Origin of the sequence: Lysobacter concretionis Ko07 = DSM 16239, from assembly GCF_000768345.1 — a bacterium.
Lineage (GTDB): Bacteria > Pseudomonadota > Gammaproteobacteria > Xanthomonadales > Xanthomonadaceae > Novilysobacter > Novilysobacter concretionis.
Map to the genome: position 1 here is coordinate 225,742 of NZ_AVPS01000004.1, position 14,992 is coordinate 240,733.

A 14,992-nucleotide genomic window follows, 5' to 3' on the forward strand; every position below is an offset into this window, starting at 1 on the left:
CGCGCCGGGACGCCCAAGCTGACACCAGGGCATGAACGGGAGAAATTGTCGTATCAGTGATACGAGAATCGGCGGGCGCTTTCCCGCCGAGGGTCAAGCCACGTGCGCGGACGGCGGCGAAGGCAGTGGCTGCACCGCCAAGCGCAGGCCCATCGCCTTGAGGATGGCGGTCAGGCTGTTCAGGGCGGGATTGCCCTTCGGCGACAGCGTGCGGTAAAGCTGAGTCGGGTTCAGGTGAGCCTGTTCGGCCACCGCCTGCACGCCACCGACTGCCTGTGCAAGCTGGCGCAGCACGGTCATCAGCTCGGCCTGGTCGCCATCGGCCAGGATGTTGTTGATGACTTCCAGTGCGAGCGCCGGATCGCTGCGGTACAGCTCGGCCATCGCCTCGTCATGGGGTCTGCTTCTCATTCGTCGGTTCTCCGTTGCCAGTCCTGCCAATAGTCCACCGCCCGGTCAATGTCCGCATCCTGCGTGCGCTTGTCGCCACCGCACAGCAGCAGCACCAGCCGCTGGCCCGCCAAGCCGTAATACACCCGATAGCCTGGCCCCACGTCGATGCGTAGCTCCCACACGCCATCGCGGCAAAACTTGTGGTCACCGAAGTTGCCTTGCTCGACACGGGCCACGCGACGGATGACCGCCACCTTGGCTTGGGCATCACGCAAGCGCCGCAGCCAGTCGGTGTAGAGATCCTTCTGGCCGTCGGCCGTGAGGTAGTGCTCGATTCGGTACATGGTCATTTTCGTTTATAGACGAATGAAAGTCAAGGATGAAGGGGCGAGCCGGCGCCCACATTTCCGAGACACTGTCTCGGATTTCCTTGTTGGCAGGCTGCGGCAGCTCCCCGCGCAACCGCAGTGGGCAGTGTCCTTCTCATGCTTCTAGCTCTGCCGGGCGCTGCGCACCCGTGATCGTCTTGCGCCGGGCCGCCACCAGTTCGGCCGCTTGCCGCACCGGATCGTCCTCGGTATGGACGTAGCGCATGAACATCGCCACGGTCTTGTGCGCCGTCAGCGCCATGCCAACCTTGAGCGGCACACCGGAATTGGCAATGTCCGTCGCCGAGCGGTGGCGGATGCCGTGGGTGCCGACCTTCGGCACCCCGGCACGGTCAAGGATGCGCCGCCAAGCCTGATAGTAGGTATGGGTGCTGAGGGGCTTGCTGTGGTCGAGGATCGCCGGGCAGACATAGGGCGAATCGCCGTAGCGGGGGGCATTGGTCAGCCGCCGGCGGGCTTCCTCGCTCAACGGCTTGGACATATCACCGGTCTTGCTGTCCGGCCAGACCACCCGGCCGTTGGGCAGGTCGAGCCAATCCCATTGCAACAGCAGGATTTCCGACATGCGCGCCGCGAACTCGAATTGCAGCCGGACGGCCAACAGGTGGATGGGGTGCTCCAAGCCTTCTGCCTCGGCCTTCTCCAGATAGGCGAACAGCTTGGTCATCTGGTCGTCGGTGATGAGCCGGGTCGAACCCTTTTCCGGGTACTTGGGGACGTGACGGCAGGGATTGGAGCCATCGGGCCGATAGCCCCACAGCTCGGCCAGGTTGAACATCTTGCGGACGAGCGACAGCACGCGGTTGGCCTGGGTGGGGGACTTCTCCATGCGCTTCATCAGCGCGGTAATGTCGTTGCGCGTAACCTCGTGAGCCTTCTTGCTGCCGAAGGCTGGGATGACGAAGCTGTCGATCTGGTACTGGTAGCCGGCCTGCGTGCTGGGCTTGTTGTGCGGCTTGGAGTGATCGTCCATGAACCGGCCGCACAGCTCCTTGACCGTCGGCGCCTTGCGGGCCTCGGCCTTGTCGAGTCCGGGGTCGCCCCCGCGCCGGACTTCGGCCAGCCAGTCTTGTGCCAGCGACCGGGCCTGTTCGACCGTCAGCTCGCCGAACTGGCCGATTGCCGGCTTGCGCCGCACGCCGGAGTTCGTGCGGTACTGAACCATAAAGACCTTGCGCCCGGTTGGTGTAACCTTGCACAAGAAGCCCGGAACGAGCGTATCCCGGAGTTCCACGTCGCAGGTTTGCGCCTGCGCCGTGTCAACGACGGACTTGGTGAGTTTGATTTTCGCCATGAGGTGCTCCTGATAGGTCCCGATTCCAGGGGCCGGCTAGGAGCCAGGCGGAGGGGAACCGGGGCGGTTTGCATCGCGCACCGGGATATGATCGAAGGCATTGGCCTGGGGGAAAACCTGCTACAGCAAGCCTCATCCAAGCCCATCGGTAGCCCGGTGCGGATGCCATGCTCTGGCTTAAAATCCGTCAGCCGCAAGGCTATCCGGGTTCGATTCCCGGTCCGGGCACCAGCAATAGATCGGCGTCGCGACCGCCAATGCCGTTCGAACATGAGTGGCCCGGTCACGGGCGCGACGGGTCGACAAGCCCCGGTGTGGCGAGCACTCTGGTACACGGAGTCGATCGCGCCCTGCCGGGAAGGCAGTCGTGGATTTGCATCGACACCTGGCTCACGCACGCGGGGTTTCGACATGGCTTTGCGACTCGTCACTTTGCTGGTCCTGCTCACGATGTCGGGTGTCGCGGCGGGTGCGCCACCGTCCGCACCCCTCACTCCGGATCAAGCGATCACCCATGACGCCGCCGCGTTCGCCCGCTGCCTCGACCAGCTGCAGAAGCAGGCCGGGACTGCGGGCATAAGCGGTTCCGTCTTCGACCGGCATGTCCGCACGATTGTCCCGGACGTGTCGGTGTTGAAGCTGCTCGACAGCCAGCCCGAGTTCAGGACGCCGATATGGGATTACCTGGCCGCGCTGGTGGACGCGGAGCGGGTGGAGGACGGGCGCGCCATGCTGCGACAGCACGCGGACACGCTGGCGCAGGTGGCGACGCAATACGGAGTCGATCCCGCCACGGTGGTGGCCGTGTGGGGCGTGGAAAGCGATTTCGGCCGGACGTTCGGCAGGCGGCCGTTGCTGAACTCGCTGACGACGCTGTCGTGCATGGGCCGACGGCAGGGGTTCTTCCGTGGCGAGTTGCTGGCTGCGTTGCAGATCATCCAGGCCGGCGATGTAGCGGCGGACCAGCTGGTCGGTTCCTGGGCCGGTGCGTTCGGCCACACCCAGTTCATGCCATCGACCTATCGGCGCATCGCGGTGGATTTCGATGGCGATGGGCGGCGGGATCTCGTGGGCAGCGTGCCCGATGCGTTGGCATCAACGGCGAACTACCTCAAGCGTTCGGGCTGGCGTACCGGCGAGCCCTGGGGTTTCGAGGTGCGACTGCCGACGGGGTTCAACGCAGGAACGACGGGGCGGACGGCACGACGGCCGTTGTCCTACTGGGCCGGTCTTGGCATCACGCGGGTGGATGGCAGCGCGATTGCGCCGTCGGATGCGGCGACCGCCTTGCTGCTGCCTGCCGGGCGGACGGGGCCGGCGTTCCTGGTGTTCAGGAATTTCGATGCGATCTATTCCTACAACGCGGCCGAGAGCTACGCGCTGGCGATTGCCCTGTTGTCGGACCGGTTGCGGGGGCAGGGTGGGCTGGTTGCCGCGTGGCCGACCAGTGATCCCGGCCTGTCGCGGCGCGAGCGGCGGCAGTTGCAAACGCTCCTGCTGCAGCGCGGGCACGCCATCGGCGAGGTGGACGGCATGATCGGTGCTGCCAGCCGGGCGGCGATCCAGGCAGAGCAGGTGCGCCTTGGCCTGCCGCCCGACGGACGGGCCGGTCAGGCGATCCTGCGGGCCCTGCAGTCCAGCCCGGCGGAAACCGGGGCGGCACAGCCGGACCCAGCGGCCACGTGCTCCAGGCCGGGCGACCCGTGTCCGTCCACAGGTATCCTCGTCCGCTGAGTCCATCCAGCGGATACCTCCATGTCGCGTTATGCCCCTTACTTCCTCAGCCTCGCGCTGACCCTGCTGTCGGTGTTGCTGGCGGTGTTCGTGTCCCCGCAGTGGATCTGGGCAGTGGTGATATGCGGCAGCGTGGCGGTGCTGGGCACCTGCGATCTATTGCAGCGTTCCAGCGCGTTGCGGCGCAACTACCCGGTGATCGCGCACTTCCGCTACGGACTGGAATCGATCGGGCCGGAAATGCGCCAGTACTTCATCCAGGCCGACACCGCCGAGGTGCCGTTCTCGCGGCTGCAGCGGGCACTGGTGTACCAGCGCGCAAAGTCGGTCAACGACACCCGCCCGTTCGGCACCATGCAGGACGTCTACGCCAACGATTACGAATGGATCAACCATTCGATGGCGCCCGCGCCGCACGGCAACCCGGACTTCCGCGTGCTGATCGGCGCGAAGACCGCGCAGCCGTACTCGGCCAGCGTGTTCAACATCTCGGCGATGAGCTTCGGTGCCTTGTCGGCCAATGCGATCCGCGCGCTCAACAAGGGTGCCAAGCTGGGCGGCTTCTATCACGACACCGGCGAGGGCTCGATCTCGCCGTATCACCGTGAGCACGGCGGCGACCTGGTGTGGGAGATCGGTTCGGGCTATTTCGGCTGCCGCGACGAGGCAGGGCGGTTCAACGCCGAGCGCTTTGCCGAAAACGCCCGCGACCCGCAGGTCAAGATGATCGAAATCAAGCTCTCGCAGGGCGCCAAGCCGGGGCATGGCGGGGTGCTGCCGGCGGCGAAGGTGAGTGCGGAAATTGCGGTCACCCGGGGCGTCACGGCTGGTGTGGATTGCGTGTCGCCGGCACAGCACAGCGCGTTCTCGACGCCGATTGAACTGCTCCAGTTCGTCGCCCGCCTGCGCGAGCTGTCCGGCGGCAAGCCGACCGGTTTCAAGCTGGCGATCGGCCATCCGTGGGAGTGGTTCAGCATTGCCAAGGCGATGCAGGAAACCCGCCTGCTGCCGGACTTCATCGTCGTTGACGGCGCCGAGGGCGGAACCGGTGCGGCGCCGGCGGAATTCATGAACCATGTCGGCGTGCCGATGCACGAGGCGTTGATGCTGGTGCACAACACCCTGGTCGGACTGGAACTGCGTGACGAGATCCGGATCGGCGGTGCGGGACGGATCATCAGCGCTTTCGACATCGTCCGCACCCTGGCGATGGGGGCGGACTGGTGCAATTCCGGCCGTGGTTTCATGTTCGCCGTCGGCTGCATCCAGGCCCAGAGCTGCCACACCGACCGCTGTCCGACCGGCGTGGCGACCCAGGACCCGGCGCGCTGGAAAGGGCTGGATGTCACCGACAAGTCGATCCGCGTGCACGGCTTCCATCGCAACACGATGATCGCGTTGCGCGACCTGCTGTGTGCGGCGGGTTTGAGCAGCCCGGGCGAGGTCGGGCCGGAGCACATCCTGCGCCGGGTGTCGCCGATCGAGGTGCGCTCGCTGGCCGCGCTGTACCGGTTTCTCAAGCCCGGCCAGTTGCTGGCCGGCATTCCCGAACACGCGGTGTTCCAGAAGTATTGGGCCGCTGCGCGCAGCGACTCGTTTGCGGCACCCGCCCACGTGCAGTCGATGCAGGAAAGCAAGTCGTACTAGCGATGCGCAACGCAGGCTGAGGCGGGAGGCGGGCGGCCCGGTCCAGATGGGCAGCTCAGAGCAGTTCGAGCACCCGCTCGGGTGGCCGGCCGATCACGGCCCGTCCGCCATGGACGAAGACTGGCCGCTCGATCAGGCGCGGATGGGAGGCCATCGCCCCGATCAGCTCCGCATCCGATTTGTCCGGATCGGCCAAGCCGAGTTCGGCGTATTCGGTCTCGCCGGTACGCAGCAGCTCCCGCGCCGGCACGCCGAGCATCCGCAGCAGTTCCTGCAGCTCATCCACGGTGGGAGGCGTGTCCAGATAGTGGATGACCTGCGGGTTGATGCCGTTTTGTTGCAGCAGTTCCAGTGTCCCGCGTGACTTGGAGCAGCGCGGGTTGTGGTACAGCCGGGTGTCGTTCATGGGAAGGCTCCAGTGCCGGTGGATCGGGCACCTATCGTAGCCGCCGCCATCCGGCGCGACGACGCGAGGACACGAGGGCCGAAGCCTGCCTGCTCCCCCGATTTGCGCCCACAACAAACGCCCACAACAAAAAAGCCACCCGGTGAAGGTGGCTTTTTCGTGATTGTCCTGGTGGGCGGTAGTGGGATCGAACAACTGACCCTTGCCGTGTGAAGGCGTATTTTAACCCTTTGGTATCAGCGAGTTGCAATGTAAGTCATTGATAAATAAGGCCGCGACATTTCGCGACATTTCGCGGTATCCTTCGGCCTGCTGTTACGGTGCAGTTACGGAGTGATTATGAAGGTCTCGCGCAAGTTGTCACCGGCTGTTGTCGAGGGTGCAAAACCCGAGGGCGACCCCTACCGGGTTTGGGACACGCAGGTTCCGCAATTGTTCCTGCGCGTGCAGCCGTCCGGCGTCAAGTCGTTCAACGTCCAATGGTCGCGGACTAGCTCGCGCTCGCTTGGCAAGTGGCCGGGCGTCACCGTCGAGGCGGCGAGAAAAAAAGCGCGGGATGGGCTGGTCGAGACCGATAAACACGGCGCGCCGCTGGCCGTGATTCAGGCGAGCAAGCCGGTAGCCGACAAGCCGCTGACCCTGCGCGAGTTCGTCGAGGGCGACTATCAGGAATGGGTAAAGCACGAGCTGAAGCGGGGCACGGAAGCTGTTAACCGCATCCTGTCCGTGTTCGCCAAGCTGGCGGCTACCCCGTTGCCGGATATCGACCAAAAGGCCGTGGAGAGCATCATCACCGCGCGCCGTCGCAAGGGAGTGACCACGGCGACCACCAACCGCGACCTAGCTGGGATCAAAGCCGCGCTCGCCAAGGCCGTGGAATGGAAGCTGCTGAAGGTGCACCCGCTGACCGGCGTCAAGCCTTCCAGGGTCACGACCGGCAACGTGGTGCGCTACCTGACGACCGATGAAGCCAAGGCGCTACGCGAGGCGCTGGCGGCCCGTGAGGCCACCCGTAGGGCCAGCCGTGAGCGGCACAACGCATGGCACGAAGCGCGAGGCACTGCCGGGCATCCGCTGTGGCCGGACGACGGCTTCACGGATCACTTAGCGCCGATGGTGTTGCTCGCCATGAACACCGGCTTGCGGCGTGGCGAGTTGTTCGGTCTGGAGTGGAAGACGGTCAACCTTGCGGCCAATATGCTGACCGTCACGGCGGCATCGGCGAAGTCTGAAAAGACCCGCCACGTGCCCCTGAACATCGAGGCTTCCGATGTGCTGACCCGATGGAAGAAGCAGAGCGACGGCACCGGGCTGGTGTTCCCGAGCGAGGGCGGCGCGCGTATGGGCAGCATCAAGAAATCATGGGCCGGCCTGACCACCGACGCCAAGTTGATCGACTTCCGGTTCCACGATCTACGCCACGACTTCGCATCGAAGCTGGTCATGGGCGGCGTGGACCTAAACACCGTGCGCGAGTTGCTAGGCCACTCCGACATCAAGATGACGCTGCGTTACGCCCACCTCGCGCCTGACCACCTGGCGGCTGCTGTGGCTAAGCTGGGGGCGATGCAATGAGCGGCCTGCCTAAATGGACTCACATCGCGCAGGACTTCGCAGACTTTAGCGAGTGCGACGACCCCGAGCAGGTCACATTCGATACTTGGGGAGACGCTGAATTCGGCTTTCAAGTTGCAGCTTTCGACGTGTGGTTGACTGGCCTTTACGAATGCAGCGCACGAGATGAGCTATTGCGGCATCGGGCGCAGGCGTTCGCTGCCTTCCGGGCCAATGAACGAGAAACGGCCGGTCTACTGTTTCAGCTTATGCGAGCGCGTCAAAAGATGGTTCAAGCCAAACCCCTCGCGATGGCTGGGCAGAAACAAAAGCACGGAGGCCGCAAAGGCGCGAAGGCGAGCAAGCAGGCGCGGCGTGGCCCTGAATCCAAGCGGGCCGCGATCCTTGCCGCGCTGAGTGCCTACGCCGGCCCGGATTCCGCCAAGGTCGCAACCGTCGCACGCAAGACCGGCGCGACCCCGCGCTATGTCCGCCGGGTGCAGGGAGAAAACAAGGAACCGTAGCTCCTACAGTTCCGCGCAGCGTTCCTAGTCTGCCCCCAGTCGCGACCCCCTCGCGACGTAACAAGGGGCAAAAAATTGAAGAAGATTCAACCGTTCAAACTGGGACTGGCGCAGATTGCCGAGGCAACTGGCGAATCCCTCCCGCTGATCCACGACGCCATCAAGGCCGGCCACCTGGACACGTTCCTTGTCGGCCGTCGCCGCTTCGCCAAGCCCGAAGCCGTGCAGGCATGGGTGGACTTCCTGCAAAAGCAGAGCAACGCCGGCCGGCCGGTTTCGTACCGGGCGCGGGACGTGGAGCGGAGGGCCGTGGTATGACCGCCCCCGAGATTGCCGCCCTGCGCGCCATCTATGGCCGCCCCAGCGCCGACCGCATCGCGGAGTTGATCGACGCCACCGACGCGCTAGCCGCTGCCCTGCAAACGCTACGCACGAACCCCACGCGGGATGGTGCCGATCGGATCGCCAATCAGTTGCACGGCATGCACCGCAGCGCCAGCCAACTGGTGGCCGTCCTGGCGCAGGAGGTGGCGGAATGACTGCCGTCAAATACCCCCGCGTCCTGGCGATCCACGAGGCCGGCCACGCGGTGGTGGGCGTCATCCAAGGCCAGTGGATCGACGGCGTACACATGCGCACCAAACAGGAAGTGCGGACGGGCGACAAGATCATCACCGAGCGCGGCGTGGCGGTACATGCGCAGGGGCTGGTCGAGGGCAGTTCGATGGTGCACCCGGCCAGCGTCAAGGAATGTTTGGCTCAGGGCATCGTGGTGCCGGTTCGCCGGGACTCCGCCTTGATCGACATGATCGGTCTGGCGGCCGGCGTCATTGCCGAAGCGAGGCATTCGCGGCGCAGTGCGATGGAGATCGCGTTGTTTGGTGGCGGCAGCGGGGATCACGAAGCGATGCGTGCACGCGCTGAACTGCTACCCGATCCACGCGAAGCCGAGGGCGAGGCTTGGGCTACCGCCAAGCAGTTGGTGCGCAAGCATTGGCGGGCCGTCGAGGCATTGGCTGACGTGCTTCAGCGCAAGCGCTACACACCCGGCGAGCAGGTACACGCGATCGTCATGGCGGTGGCCCAATGAGGCCCGCACATGAAAACGCCCCGACCGGCGAGGGTCGAGGCGCGGAAAACATTGAAGCGGGCAGCTTCGTTTCCGATCATACCCCCATCGCTGTAGACGTGCACGAAGCGCAACGCTTCCTGGCCGTGCTTGATCCCGATGGCGAGTCGTGGCACTTCCGCACGTTCGCCGATACGGGCAGCGGTGGCGGCAAGAACTACGCCGGCGCGCTGGTCGACGTGGCCACCGACCTGCAACTGGACAACGGCAACGGGCGCGGCGTGTTCGTGGTGGTCGGCGATGGTGGTGGTAAGGATGCAGAGATAGTCCGCGTCCGGGCTGTGTTCGCCGACTTCGATGGCACGCCGATGCCGGACACGTTCGACCTGGACCCGCACCTGATTGTTGAATCGAGCGCCGGCAAGTACCACGCCTATTGGCTGGTCGACGGCATGGGCGTGGATGCGTTCAAGCCGACGCAACAGGCGATTGCGGCGCGGTACGGCAGCGACCCCAGCGTGTGCAATCCATCGCGCGTGATGCGCCTTCCGGGGTTCGTGCACCGCAAGGGCGAGCCGTTCCAGACCCGCATCATCCACGAATCGGGCGAGCCGCCATACAGTGCTGTCGAGGTGCTGGCAGCGTTCCCGCAGGCGTCCAAGGAGACCCCCCGGCAAGAGCATGCAACGGGCACTGGCGAGCGTGTGGTGAGCGAGGAGCGCCACGGCGATCTGCTGAAGCTGGCGGCGCGATTCGCACGGCAGGTTCACTTCGACGGGCTGGGTTCCGACGCGGCGCTGGCGGCGTTGTTTGCCGAGGCCGCACGGGGCCGGTGGACGCGCGAGGTTCCTGCCGATGAGATCCGGCGCGCCTTCGACGGTGCACTGGACAAGTGCCGGCGTGGCGAATGGAAGCAGGCGGATCAACCCGACGCGGATGATGCCAATGATGAGCCGCCCGAGCCGCGTTTGATCGAGGTCGAGGTGGGCAACCTGATGAGCGCCAAGGTGGTGGCCCCGCGCTTCGTGGCTGCCCCGATCATCCCGCGCGGCGTGGCGACCTTGCTGGGTGGTCATGGCGGTGGTGGCAAGACCAACGGCGCGCTGTTGATGGTCGCGCATACCGCGTGCGGGCGACCCTGGGCTGGGTTCGAGTTCGAGCAGTGCAAAGGCGTGTTTATCAGCCTGGAGGACTCCGGCGACAAGGTACGTTTCACCCTGCGCAGGATCGTGGAGACGTACCGCCTAGATTCGGAACTGGTGGCCGCGAACGTGCGCATCTTCGACGGCACGCAGGGCGATGCGGCGCTGATGACCGAGTTGAACGACCACGGCAACCGCACGTTGGTGCCGACGCCCCTGATGGTCGAGATGGAGGCCGCATGCGTCGGGGCTGGCTTGATCGTGGTCGACAACGCATCGGATGGATTCGACGGCAACGAAAACGACCGCAGGCAGGTGCGGGGTTTCATGCGCCGGTTGGCGGGCATCGCGAAGACCAACGACGCCGGTCTGGTGTTGCTGGCCCATATCGACAAGCACGCCGCGCGCAGCGGAGGCAGCGGCAACAACTACTCCGGCAGCACGGCCTGGCACAACTCGGCCCGCAGCCGGTTGGCGCTGGTCGACGAGGATGGCGCGATCGAGCTACGCCACGAGAAATGCAACCTCGCCAAGAAAGCTGACCCGGTGCGGTTGGCATGGAATGACTTGGGCGTGTTGATCCCCGTCGCGGTGGACACGGCGAGCGCGAACGCAAGCGCCGACTTGATCGCCAGTGCCGACGCTGACCACGTGTTCGAGGTGGTGCGCGTGGCAGTGGAGTCGGGCGAGATCATCACGACTTCCACGGCTGGCCCGCATACCACGGTGCATGCACTGGAGGCGCTTCCCGAGCTGGGGAAGGTCTACCGCGATAAGAGTGGCCGCAAGCGCGTGCGGGCGGCAATCGTTCGACTCGCTCGAGAGGGGCGCATCGTCCGCGCGACGTACACCACGCCGTCAAGGAACGTCCGGGAGTGCTGGCAGCCTTCCGAACTAACGCAGTCTGCCCCCGCAGGTGGTGAAAAAATCACCACAAATCCGCGTTGGTTAGATACCCCCATACCCCCACGCGCAACTAACGCGCAGTCGGGGGACTGCGTTAGTTCCGTTGAAGCCCCAACTAACGCAACTAACGCAACTAACGCAGACGAGTGTCCTAGGTGCGATGGCGAGGGCTGCCGTCACTGCGTCGAGGTGGCGCTGTGAACGCCCGGTGCGATCGGTGCGGGGCTGGGTTCCCCCGCGACTCTGCCGACGACTGGAAGCGGCTCTGCCTGCCTTGCTGGCGCGAGACCAACGCCAAGCCCGCGACGACCAGGCGAGCGCCCCCGGCAGCGGTGCCTGCCGAGATGCTGCCCCGCTTGATCCGGCTGTGCCATCCCGACCGGCACAACAACAGCGAGGCGGCGACCACCGCGACCCAGTGGCTGCTGTCCCTGCGTCAAGGCGGTGGACGGTGAGTTCGACGCGGCCCGCTATCGAGAGCACGTCCCGCCGACCTGGGCCGGACTGTGTGCGGGCCGCCGTGGCTTCGCAGGGCACGGCAACCCATACGGCGACCATTTGCTGGTCTGGTGGCAAACAGGCGGTCAGGAGCGCGCCCCCGAGGTCAGGCGCTACCTTGCTCGCTGCGCGTCACTGGCGTGGCACTGCGAGCCGCTGGTGGCCGTTGCGGCGATCACCGATGCGATGGCGTTGGTGGCGTCGAGGCGGTGCCGTCCGGCCGGCGTGGCAGCCAAGGCACTGCGAATGCGCAATGGTGAGTTCCTGCGACTGCGCACCGATGCCGCGCGCTGGTTGTCCCGTGGAATCGACCAGGCAGTGGGTCGCTACCGATCGGGAACGCTGCGCCCCCGCTTCTAGGCAAACTGTTGTTGTGGCCCTACACCCGACCCGACCAGAGCCACCACGCGATGCCCGGCGCGATATCCGGGCGCTCTGTGAGGGGGGGCATGGAAAGTCTGGAGAGGTCGACACCGGACACCGAGCCACCCCCAAACTTCACGCATCCACAATTCAGAACACGACCCCGCCTGAGTGATTCGGCGGGCGCAGGAGGACGGCATGGGCGACCACAAGCAACATGCGATCAAGCGCCGGGAACTGGAATGGCTGCTACGCGATTACGGCGTGTCCCGCTCGCTTCGGTTGGGCGTGGCACAGGCGCTGTCTCCAGAGTCTTTGGACAAGCTGCTACGGCAACTGAAGCGGCGAAGCATTTTTAGCCTTTCATGAGTCAAGAATTTTAGCGAAATGCAGATGACATGCCGGGCGCTGTCATCTGCGGTAACAGGCATGCCGGGCGCTGCCTGCGAAACAACAAGCCCCGCCACATACGGCGGGCGCGGTGCACGTCACCCCCTCGGTTACTTCGGTTCGGGCGATCCAATCGAATGACCAGTCTCGCGCGCGACGCCGGGACAAGAGGTGCGGAACGTGCAACCGGACACGGAAACCGACCGGGCAAAGGGGTTTACGCGACGTAACCCCATTGCATGCGGCAGGTCTGTATCGACTCCCCAATTCAAAGGAACAACTGCAATGACTGCAAACATTAACGAGCTGGTCGGCGAGATCAATACCGCCTTCGCCGAGTTCAAGGAACACCACACCGACGAGCTGCGCGCGATCCGCAGCGAGATCGAAGGCGTGGCCACGGGTCAGGCCGCCCGCGAGATGGGCGGGGCCACGGTCGGCAACCGCCTGGCGGTCTCGGTTGGTGCCAGCGTCACCAAGGGCATCGGCGAGAACCCCGCGTTTGCTGCGCTGAAGGAATGGAATCAGGGCACCGCGCGACTCAACATCGACGCAGGCATCCGTGCCGCGATGGGTAACGAGAACTTCGTCCCGACCGATGGCACGTTCTACCCGAGCCAGCCGGAGCGCCGCGATGGAGCGGTGCTGAAGCCGCAGCGTCCGTTGCGCTTGATGGACGTATTGCCGTCGCGTCCGGTCAAGACGGATTCGGTGGAGTTCGTGCAGCTCAACGCGACCGGCGATGCTACCGAGCAGATCAAGGAAGGCGACGAAAAGCAGGGCATCACCTTTGCGGGCGTCAAGCAGTCGGCCATCGTGGCGACCATCGCCGGCCACACGACCGCATCGCGGCAGGTGCTGGACGACGTGAACACGCTCAAGTCGCAGGTTGATTCGGTGCTGTCCCACAAGGTGCTGTCCCGACTGGAACACCAGTTGATCAACGGTGCCGGTGGCGCTGGGCAGATCAACGGATTGCTGACCCAGGCATCGGCGTTCGTTCCGACCATCGGCACGACCGAGGCGGACATCATCGGCGAGGCGCTGGTGGCGATGGCGAACGCGGGCTATGCGCCCGGTCTGGTGCTGATGAATCCGATGGACTGGTTCCGCATCCAGCTGACCCGCAAGAACGAAACCGATGATGAGTACGTGTTCGGTTCGCCGACCGTCCCGGTACCGCCGTCGCTGTGGAACACCCGCATCGTGACCACGCCGAGCATCGCGGCCCGTTCGGCGCTGGTGGTCGACACCGCGTTCACCACGGTGCTGGATCGCCAGAAGGTCAGCGTGCTGGTGAGCAACAGCCACGCGGATTACTTCACCCGGAACCTGATCATGATCCTTGCCGAGATGCGCGCGGGTCTGGAGGTGCTGGACGTGAACGCCGTGCGGAAGCTGACCCTTCCCGCCATCGTCCCATAAGACTCCTAGCAGGGGTTCGCGACTGGGGCCTGCTAGGAACCTAACCCCCTGAGCGGCTGGTTTGCCTACCGGCGAAAGAAACAGGCGCTAGCCCCCGTCCTAACCGGCGGGGGCTTTCTTTTATTGCGAGGGACGAAACATGACAGAGGAAACACACACCGGCACGGTCGCCCATTGGGATGATGCGCGCGGGTTTGGCTTCGTGACACCGGACGCAGGCAGCGCTGACGTGTTCGTGAGCTTTGCCACCATTGAAGGCGACGTGCGCCTGGCAGCCGGGGAGCGCGTGGAGTTCATCGCGTTCCCAACCCCGAGAGGGCCGAGGGCGAGAACCGCGCGACGTGTCGGAGAGGCGACCGGCAAGGATACGGGGGGCATAAAAGTCTGAGACCCCTTCACGCCCTGACCGATCTGCCCCCTTCGCATCATCGGTAAGTCCAAAGACTTGGTGAAAAAATAGCCAACCGTCTGGCGCTGCCGAGCTGGCGTATAAATCACACTGACCCCGTTCCGGACAATCCGGGCCGGGGCTTTTTTGTGCCCGCGATTCGGGAAAATCGCCACAACCTGAGCGATGCCGGCACGTGCGCCAAGCGTAGTTCAATCGCTAAGGGCAGGTCACGAGCAACCCCCGATCCGATAGCGTGAGCAATGGCCGTCCAGGCTGCCCAGAACGTCGCGCAAGGGCTGCGGCTGCCCCCCGGCCCATATCGACCTGCCTGAAGCGTGTACGCCCTTCTGACTCGCCATCATGAGCAACCGTCCCTGGCACCGCTGGAACGATGCTGACCTGGCCCATGCCGCCACCCGGCGCGGGCCCAGTTCGACACGGAGAGCTACGGCGCAATGGTGGCCGGCACTGACCCCGCCATGCCGTGCGCTGGCGAGGGTCTTCTTTTGCCTGCTGAGTGCGCGGCCTGCTGTTACCGTGCTGTTACGGGCCAGAAACGAAAAAACCGACACTAGGCCGGTTTTCGCTGTAATGCTTGCTGTGTAAGGCTTTCCACTGGTGGGCGGTGCAGGGATCGAACCTGCGACCCTTGCCGTGTGAAGGCAATGCTCTACCGCTGAGCTAACCGCCCGGGGGCCGCGCAGTATACAGCGAAGCGGGGGATTTTTGGCAAGTGGTTATTCGCCATCGCGCTTCGTCTGTCTCACCCAATGAGATGCGTCCGTAGTACGTTGGCGCAGCAAAATCCATTGTCGCCCGGCACGACCCCGCACCCCGATCCGCCCATGCCGGTCGGCACGGGGCGGG

Annotated in this window: 16 protein-coding genes and 1 tRNA gene; 12 read left to right on the plus strand and 5 right to left on the minus strand. The window is 64.9% G+C overall.

Going from position 1 to position 14,992, the window contains the following annotated elements; genetic code table 11:
• Window positions 1-93 precede the first annotated feature (93 nt).
• From N792_RS05630 to N792_RS05640, 3 genes are all read right to left on the minus strand, one after another.
• Window positions 94-411: a helix-turn-helix domain-containing transcriptional regulator gene (locus N792_RS05630; RefSeq protein ID WP_036193290.1), complete on the minus strand. Its 318-nt coding sequence runs from the start codon at window positions 409-411 to the stop codon at window positions 94-96.
• A complete protein-coding gene (locus tag N792_RS05635; protein ID WP_036193293.1) occupies window positions 408-743 on the minus strand; it encodes a type II toxin-antitoxin system RelE/ParE family toxin in 336 nt (111 codons plus the stop codon). The genes N792_RS05630 and N792_RS05635 overlap by 4 nt, the downstream gene beginning before the upstream one ends.
• A 133-nt stretch (window positions 744-876) precedes the next feature.
• Window positions 877-2,076, minus strand: a complete 1,200-nt coding sequence (locus tag N792_RS05640) for a tyrosine-type recombinase/integrase (RefSeq protein WP_036193295.1) — start codon at window positions 2,074-2,076, stop codon at window positions 877-879.
• 411 nt (window positions 2,077-2,487) lie between these two features.
• On the opposite strand from N792_RS05640, the gene N792_RS05645 reads away from it, so the two are divergent.
• Together N792_RS05645 and N792_RS05650 are read left to right on the plus strand one after the other, a co-directional pair.
• Complete coding sequence (locus N792_RS05645; RefSeq protein ID WP_156969318.1) at window positions 2,488-3,810, plus strand: lytic murein transglycosylase; 1,323 nt, start codon at window positions 2,488-2,490, stop codon at window positions 3,808-3,810.
• A gap of 21 nt (window positions 3,811-3,831) precedes the next feature.
• The gene (locus tag N792_RS05650) at window positions 3,832-5,457 is read left to right on the plus strand and encodes an FMN-binding glutamate synthase family protein (RefSeq protein WP_036193297.1); all 1,626 of its coding nucleotides are present in this window, start codon (window positions 3,832-3,834) and stop codon (window positions 5,455-5,457) included.
• A 55-nt stretch (window positions 5,458-5,512) separates the two neighbouring features.
• Here the strand turns inward: N792_RS05650 and arsC are convergent, their stop codons facing one another.
• Entirely contained in the window at window positions 5,513-5,863 is a 351-nt protein-coding gene (gene arsC / locus N792_RS05655; protein ID WP_036193299.1) for an arsenate reductase (glutaredoxin), read from the minus strand.
• 339 nt (window positions 5,864-6,202) lie between these two features.
• Here arsC and N792_RS05660 point away from each other — a divergent pair, with 339 nt between their 5' ends.
• The 10 genes from N792_RS05660 (at window position 6,203) to N792_RS05705 (ending at window position 14,122) form a co-directional block, all read left to right on the plus strand.
• On the plus strand, window positions 6,203-7,438 hold the full coding sequence (locus tag N792_RS05660; RefSeq protein ID WP_036193301.1) for a site-specific integrase: 1,236 nt from the start codon (window positions 6,203-6,205) through the stop codon (window positions 7,436-7,438).
• Window positions 7,435-7,941, plus strand: a complete 507-nt coding sequence (locus N792_RS13965; RefSeq protein WP_156969303.1) for a hypothetical protein — start codon at window positions 7,435-7,437, stop codon at window positions 7,939-7,941. Before N792_RS05660 ends, N792_RS13965 begins: the two co-directional genes overlap by 4 nt.
• A gap of 75 nt (window positions 7,942-8,016) precedes the next feature.
• Window positions 8,017-8,259, plus strand: a complete 243-nt coding sequence (locus tag N792_RS05670; protein WP_036193305.1) for a hypothetical protein — start codon at window positions 8,017-8,019, stop codon at window positions 8,257-8,259.
• Window positions 8,256-8,480, plus strand: coding sequence for a hypothetical protein (locus tag N792_RS05675; RefSeq protein ID WP_036193307.1), 225 nt, complete (start codon window positions 8,256-8,258; stop codon window positions 8,478-8,480). Before N792_RS05670 ends, N792_RS05675 begins: the two co-directional genes overlap by 4 nt.
• Window positions 8,477-9,031 (plus strand): hypothetical protein, encoded by a 555-nt coding sequence (locus tag N792_RS05680; protein WP_036193309.1) that lies wholly within the window; start codon window positions 8,477-8,479, stop codon window positions 9,029-9,031. Before N792_RS05675 ends, N792_RS05680 begins: the two co-directional genes overlap by 4 nt.
• Window positions 9,032-9,249: 218 nt before the next feature.
• Window positions 9,250-11,259 carry an AAA family ATPase gene (locus N792_RS05685; RefSeq protein WP_198025572.1) on the plus strand — a complete coding sequence of 670 codons (2,010 nt, stop codon included), beginning with the start codon at window positions 9,250-9,252 and terminating at the stop codon, window positions 11,257-11,259.
• Between the two features lie 243 nt (window positions 11,260-11,502).
• A complete protein-coding gene (locus tag N792_RS14085; RefSeq protein WP_036193314.1) occupies window positions 11,503-11,916 on the plus strand; it encodes a hypothetical protein in 414 nt (137 codons plus the stop codon).
• A gap of 201 nt (window positions 11,917-12,117) precedes the next feature.
• Window positions 12,118-12,288: a hypothetical protein gene (locus tag N792_RS05695; protein ID WP_156969304.1), complete on the plus strand. Its 171-nt coding sequence runs from the start codon at window positions 12,118-12,120 to the stop codon at window positions 12,286-12,288.
• Between the two features lie 306 nt (window positions 12,289-12,594).
• A complete protein-coding gene (locus N792_RS05700; RefSeq protein ID WP_052103523.1) occupies window positions 12,595-13,734 on the plus strand; it encodes a phage major capsid protein in 1,140 nt (379 codons plus the stop codon).
• A 139-nt stretch (window positions 13,735-13,873) separates the two neighbouring features.
• Complete coding sequence (locus N792_RS05705; RefSeq protein ID WP_052103525.1) at window positions 13,874-14,122, plus strand: cold-shock protein; 249 nt, start codon at window positions 13,874-13,876, stop codon at window positions 14,120-14,122.
• A 619-nt stretch (window positions 14,123-14,741) separates the two neighbouring features.
• Here the strand turns inward: N792_RS05705 and N792_RS05710 are convergent.
• Window positions 14,742-14,816: transfer RNA gene (locus N792_RS05710), tRNA-Val, on the minus strand.
• Window positions 14,817-14,992 lie beyond the last annotated feature (176 nt).

What these genes read in the sequence shown, in the direction of transcription:
- N792_RS05630 (WP_036193290.1), bottom strand. Translation starts at nt 411, where the DNA reads ATGAGAAGCAGACCCCATGACGAGGCGATGGCCGAGCTGTACCGCAGC.
- N792_RS05635 (WP_036193293.1), bottom strand. Translation starts at nt 743, where the DNA reads ATGACCATGTACCGAATCGAGCACTACCTCACGGCCGACGGCCAGAAG.
- N792_RS05640 (WP_036193295.1), bottom strand. Translation starts at nt 2,076, where the DNA reads ATGGCGAAAATCAAACTCACCAAGTCCGTCGTTGACACGGCGCAGGCG.
- N792_RS05645 (WP_156969318.1), top strand. Translation starts at nt 2,488, where the DNA reads ATGGCTTTGCGACTCGTCACTTTGCTGGTCCTGCTCACGATGTCGGGT.
- N792_RS05650 (WP_036193297.1), top strand. Translation starts at nt 3,832, where the DNA reads ATGTCGCGTTATGCCCCTTACTTCCTCAGCCTCGCGCTGACCCTGCTG.
- arsC (WP_036193299.1), bottom strand. Translation starts at nt 5,863, where the DNA reads ATGAACGACACCCGGCTGTACCACAACCCGCGCTGCTCCAAGTCACGC.
- N792_RS05660 (WP_036193301.1), top strand. Translation starts at nt 6,203, where the DNA reads ATGAAGGTCTCGCGCAAGTTGTCACCGGCTGTTGTCGAGGGTGCAAAA.
- N792_RS13965 (WP_156969303.1), top strand. Translation starts at nt 7,435, where the DNA reads ATGAGCGGCCTGCCTAAATGGACTCACATCGCGCAGGACTTCGCAGAC.
- N792_RS05675 (WP_036193307.1), top strand. Translation starts at nt 8,256, where the DNA reads ATGACCGCCCCCGAGATTGCCGCCCTGCGCGCCATCTATGGCCGCCCC.
- N792_RS05680 (WP_036193309.1), top strand. Translation starts at nt 8,477, where the DNA reads ATGACTGCCGTCAAATACCCCCGCGTCCTGGCGATCCACGAGGCCGGC.
- N792_RS05695 (WP_156969304.1), top strand. Translation starts at nt 12,118, where the DNA reads ATGGGCGACCACAAGCAACATGCGATCAAGCGCCGGGAACTGGAATGG.
- N792_RS05700 (WP_052103523.1), top strand. Translation starts at nt 12,595, where the DNA reads ATGACTGCAAACATTAACGAGCTGGTCGGCGAGATCAATACCGCCTTC.
- N792_RS05705 (WP_052103525.1), top strand. Translation starts at nt 13,874, where the DNA reads ATGACAGAGGAAACACACACCGGCACGGTCGCCCATTGGGATGATGCG.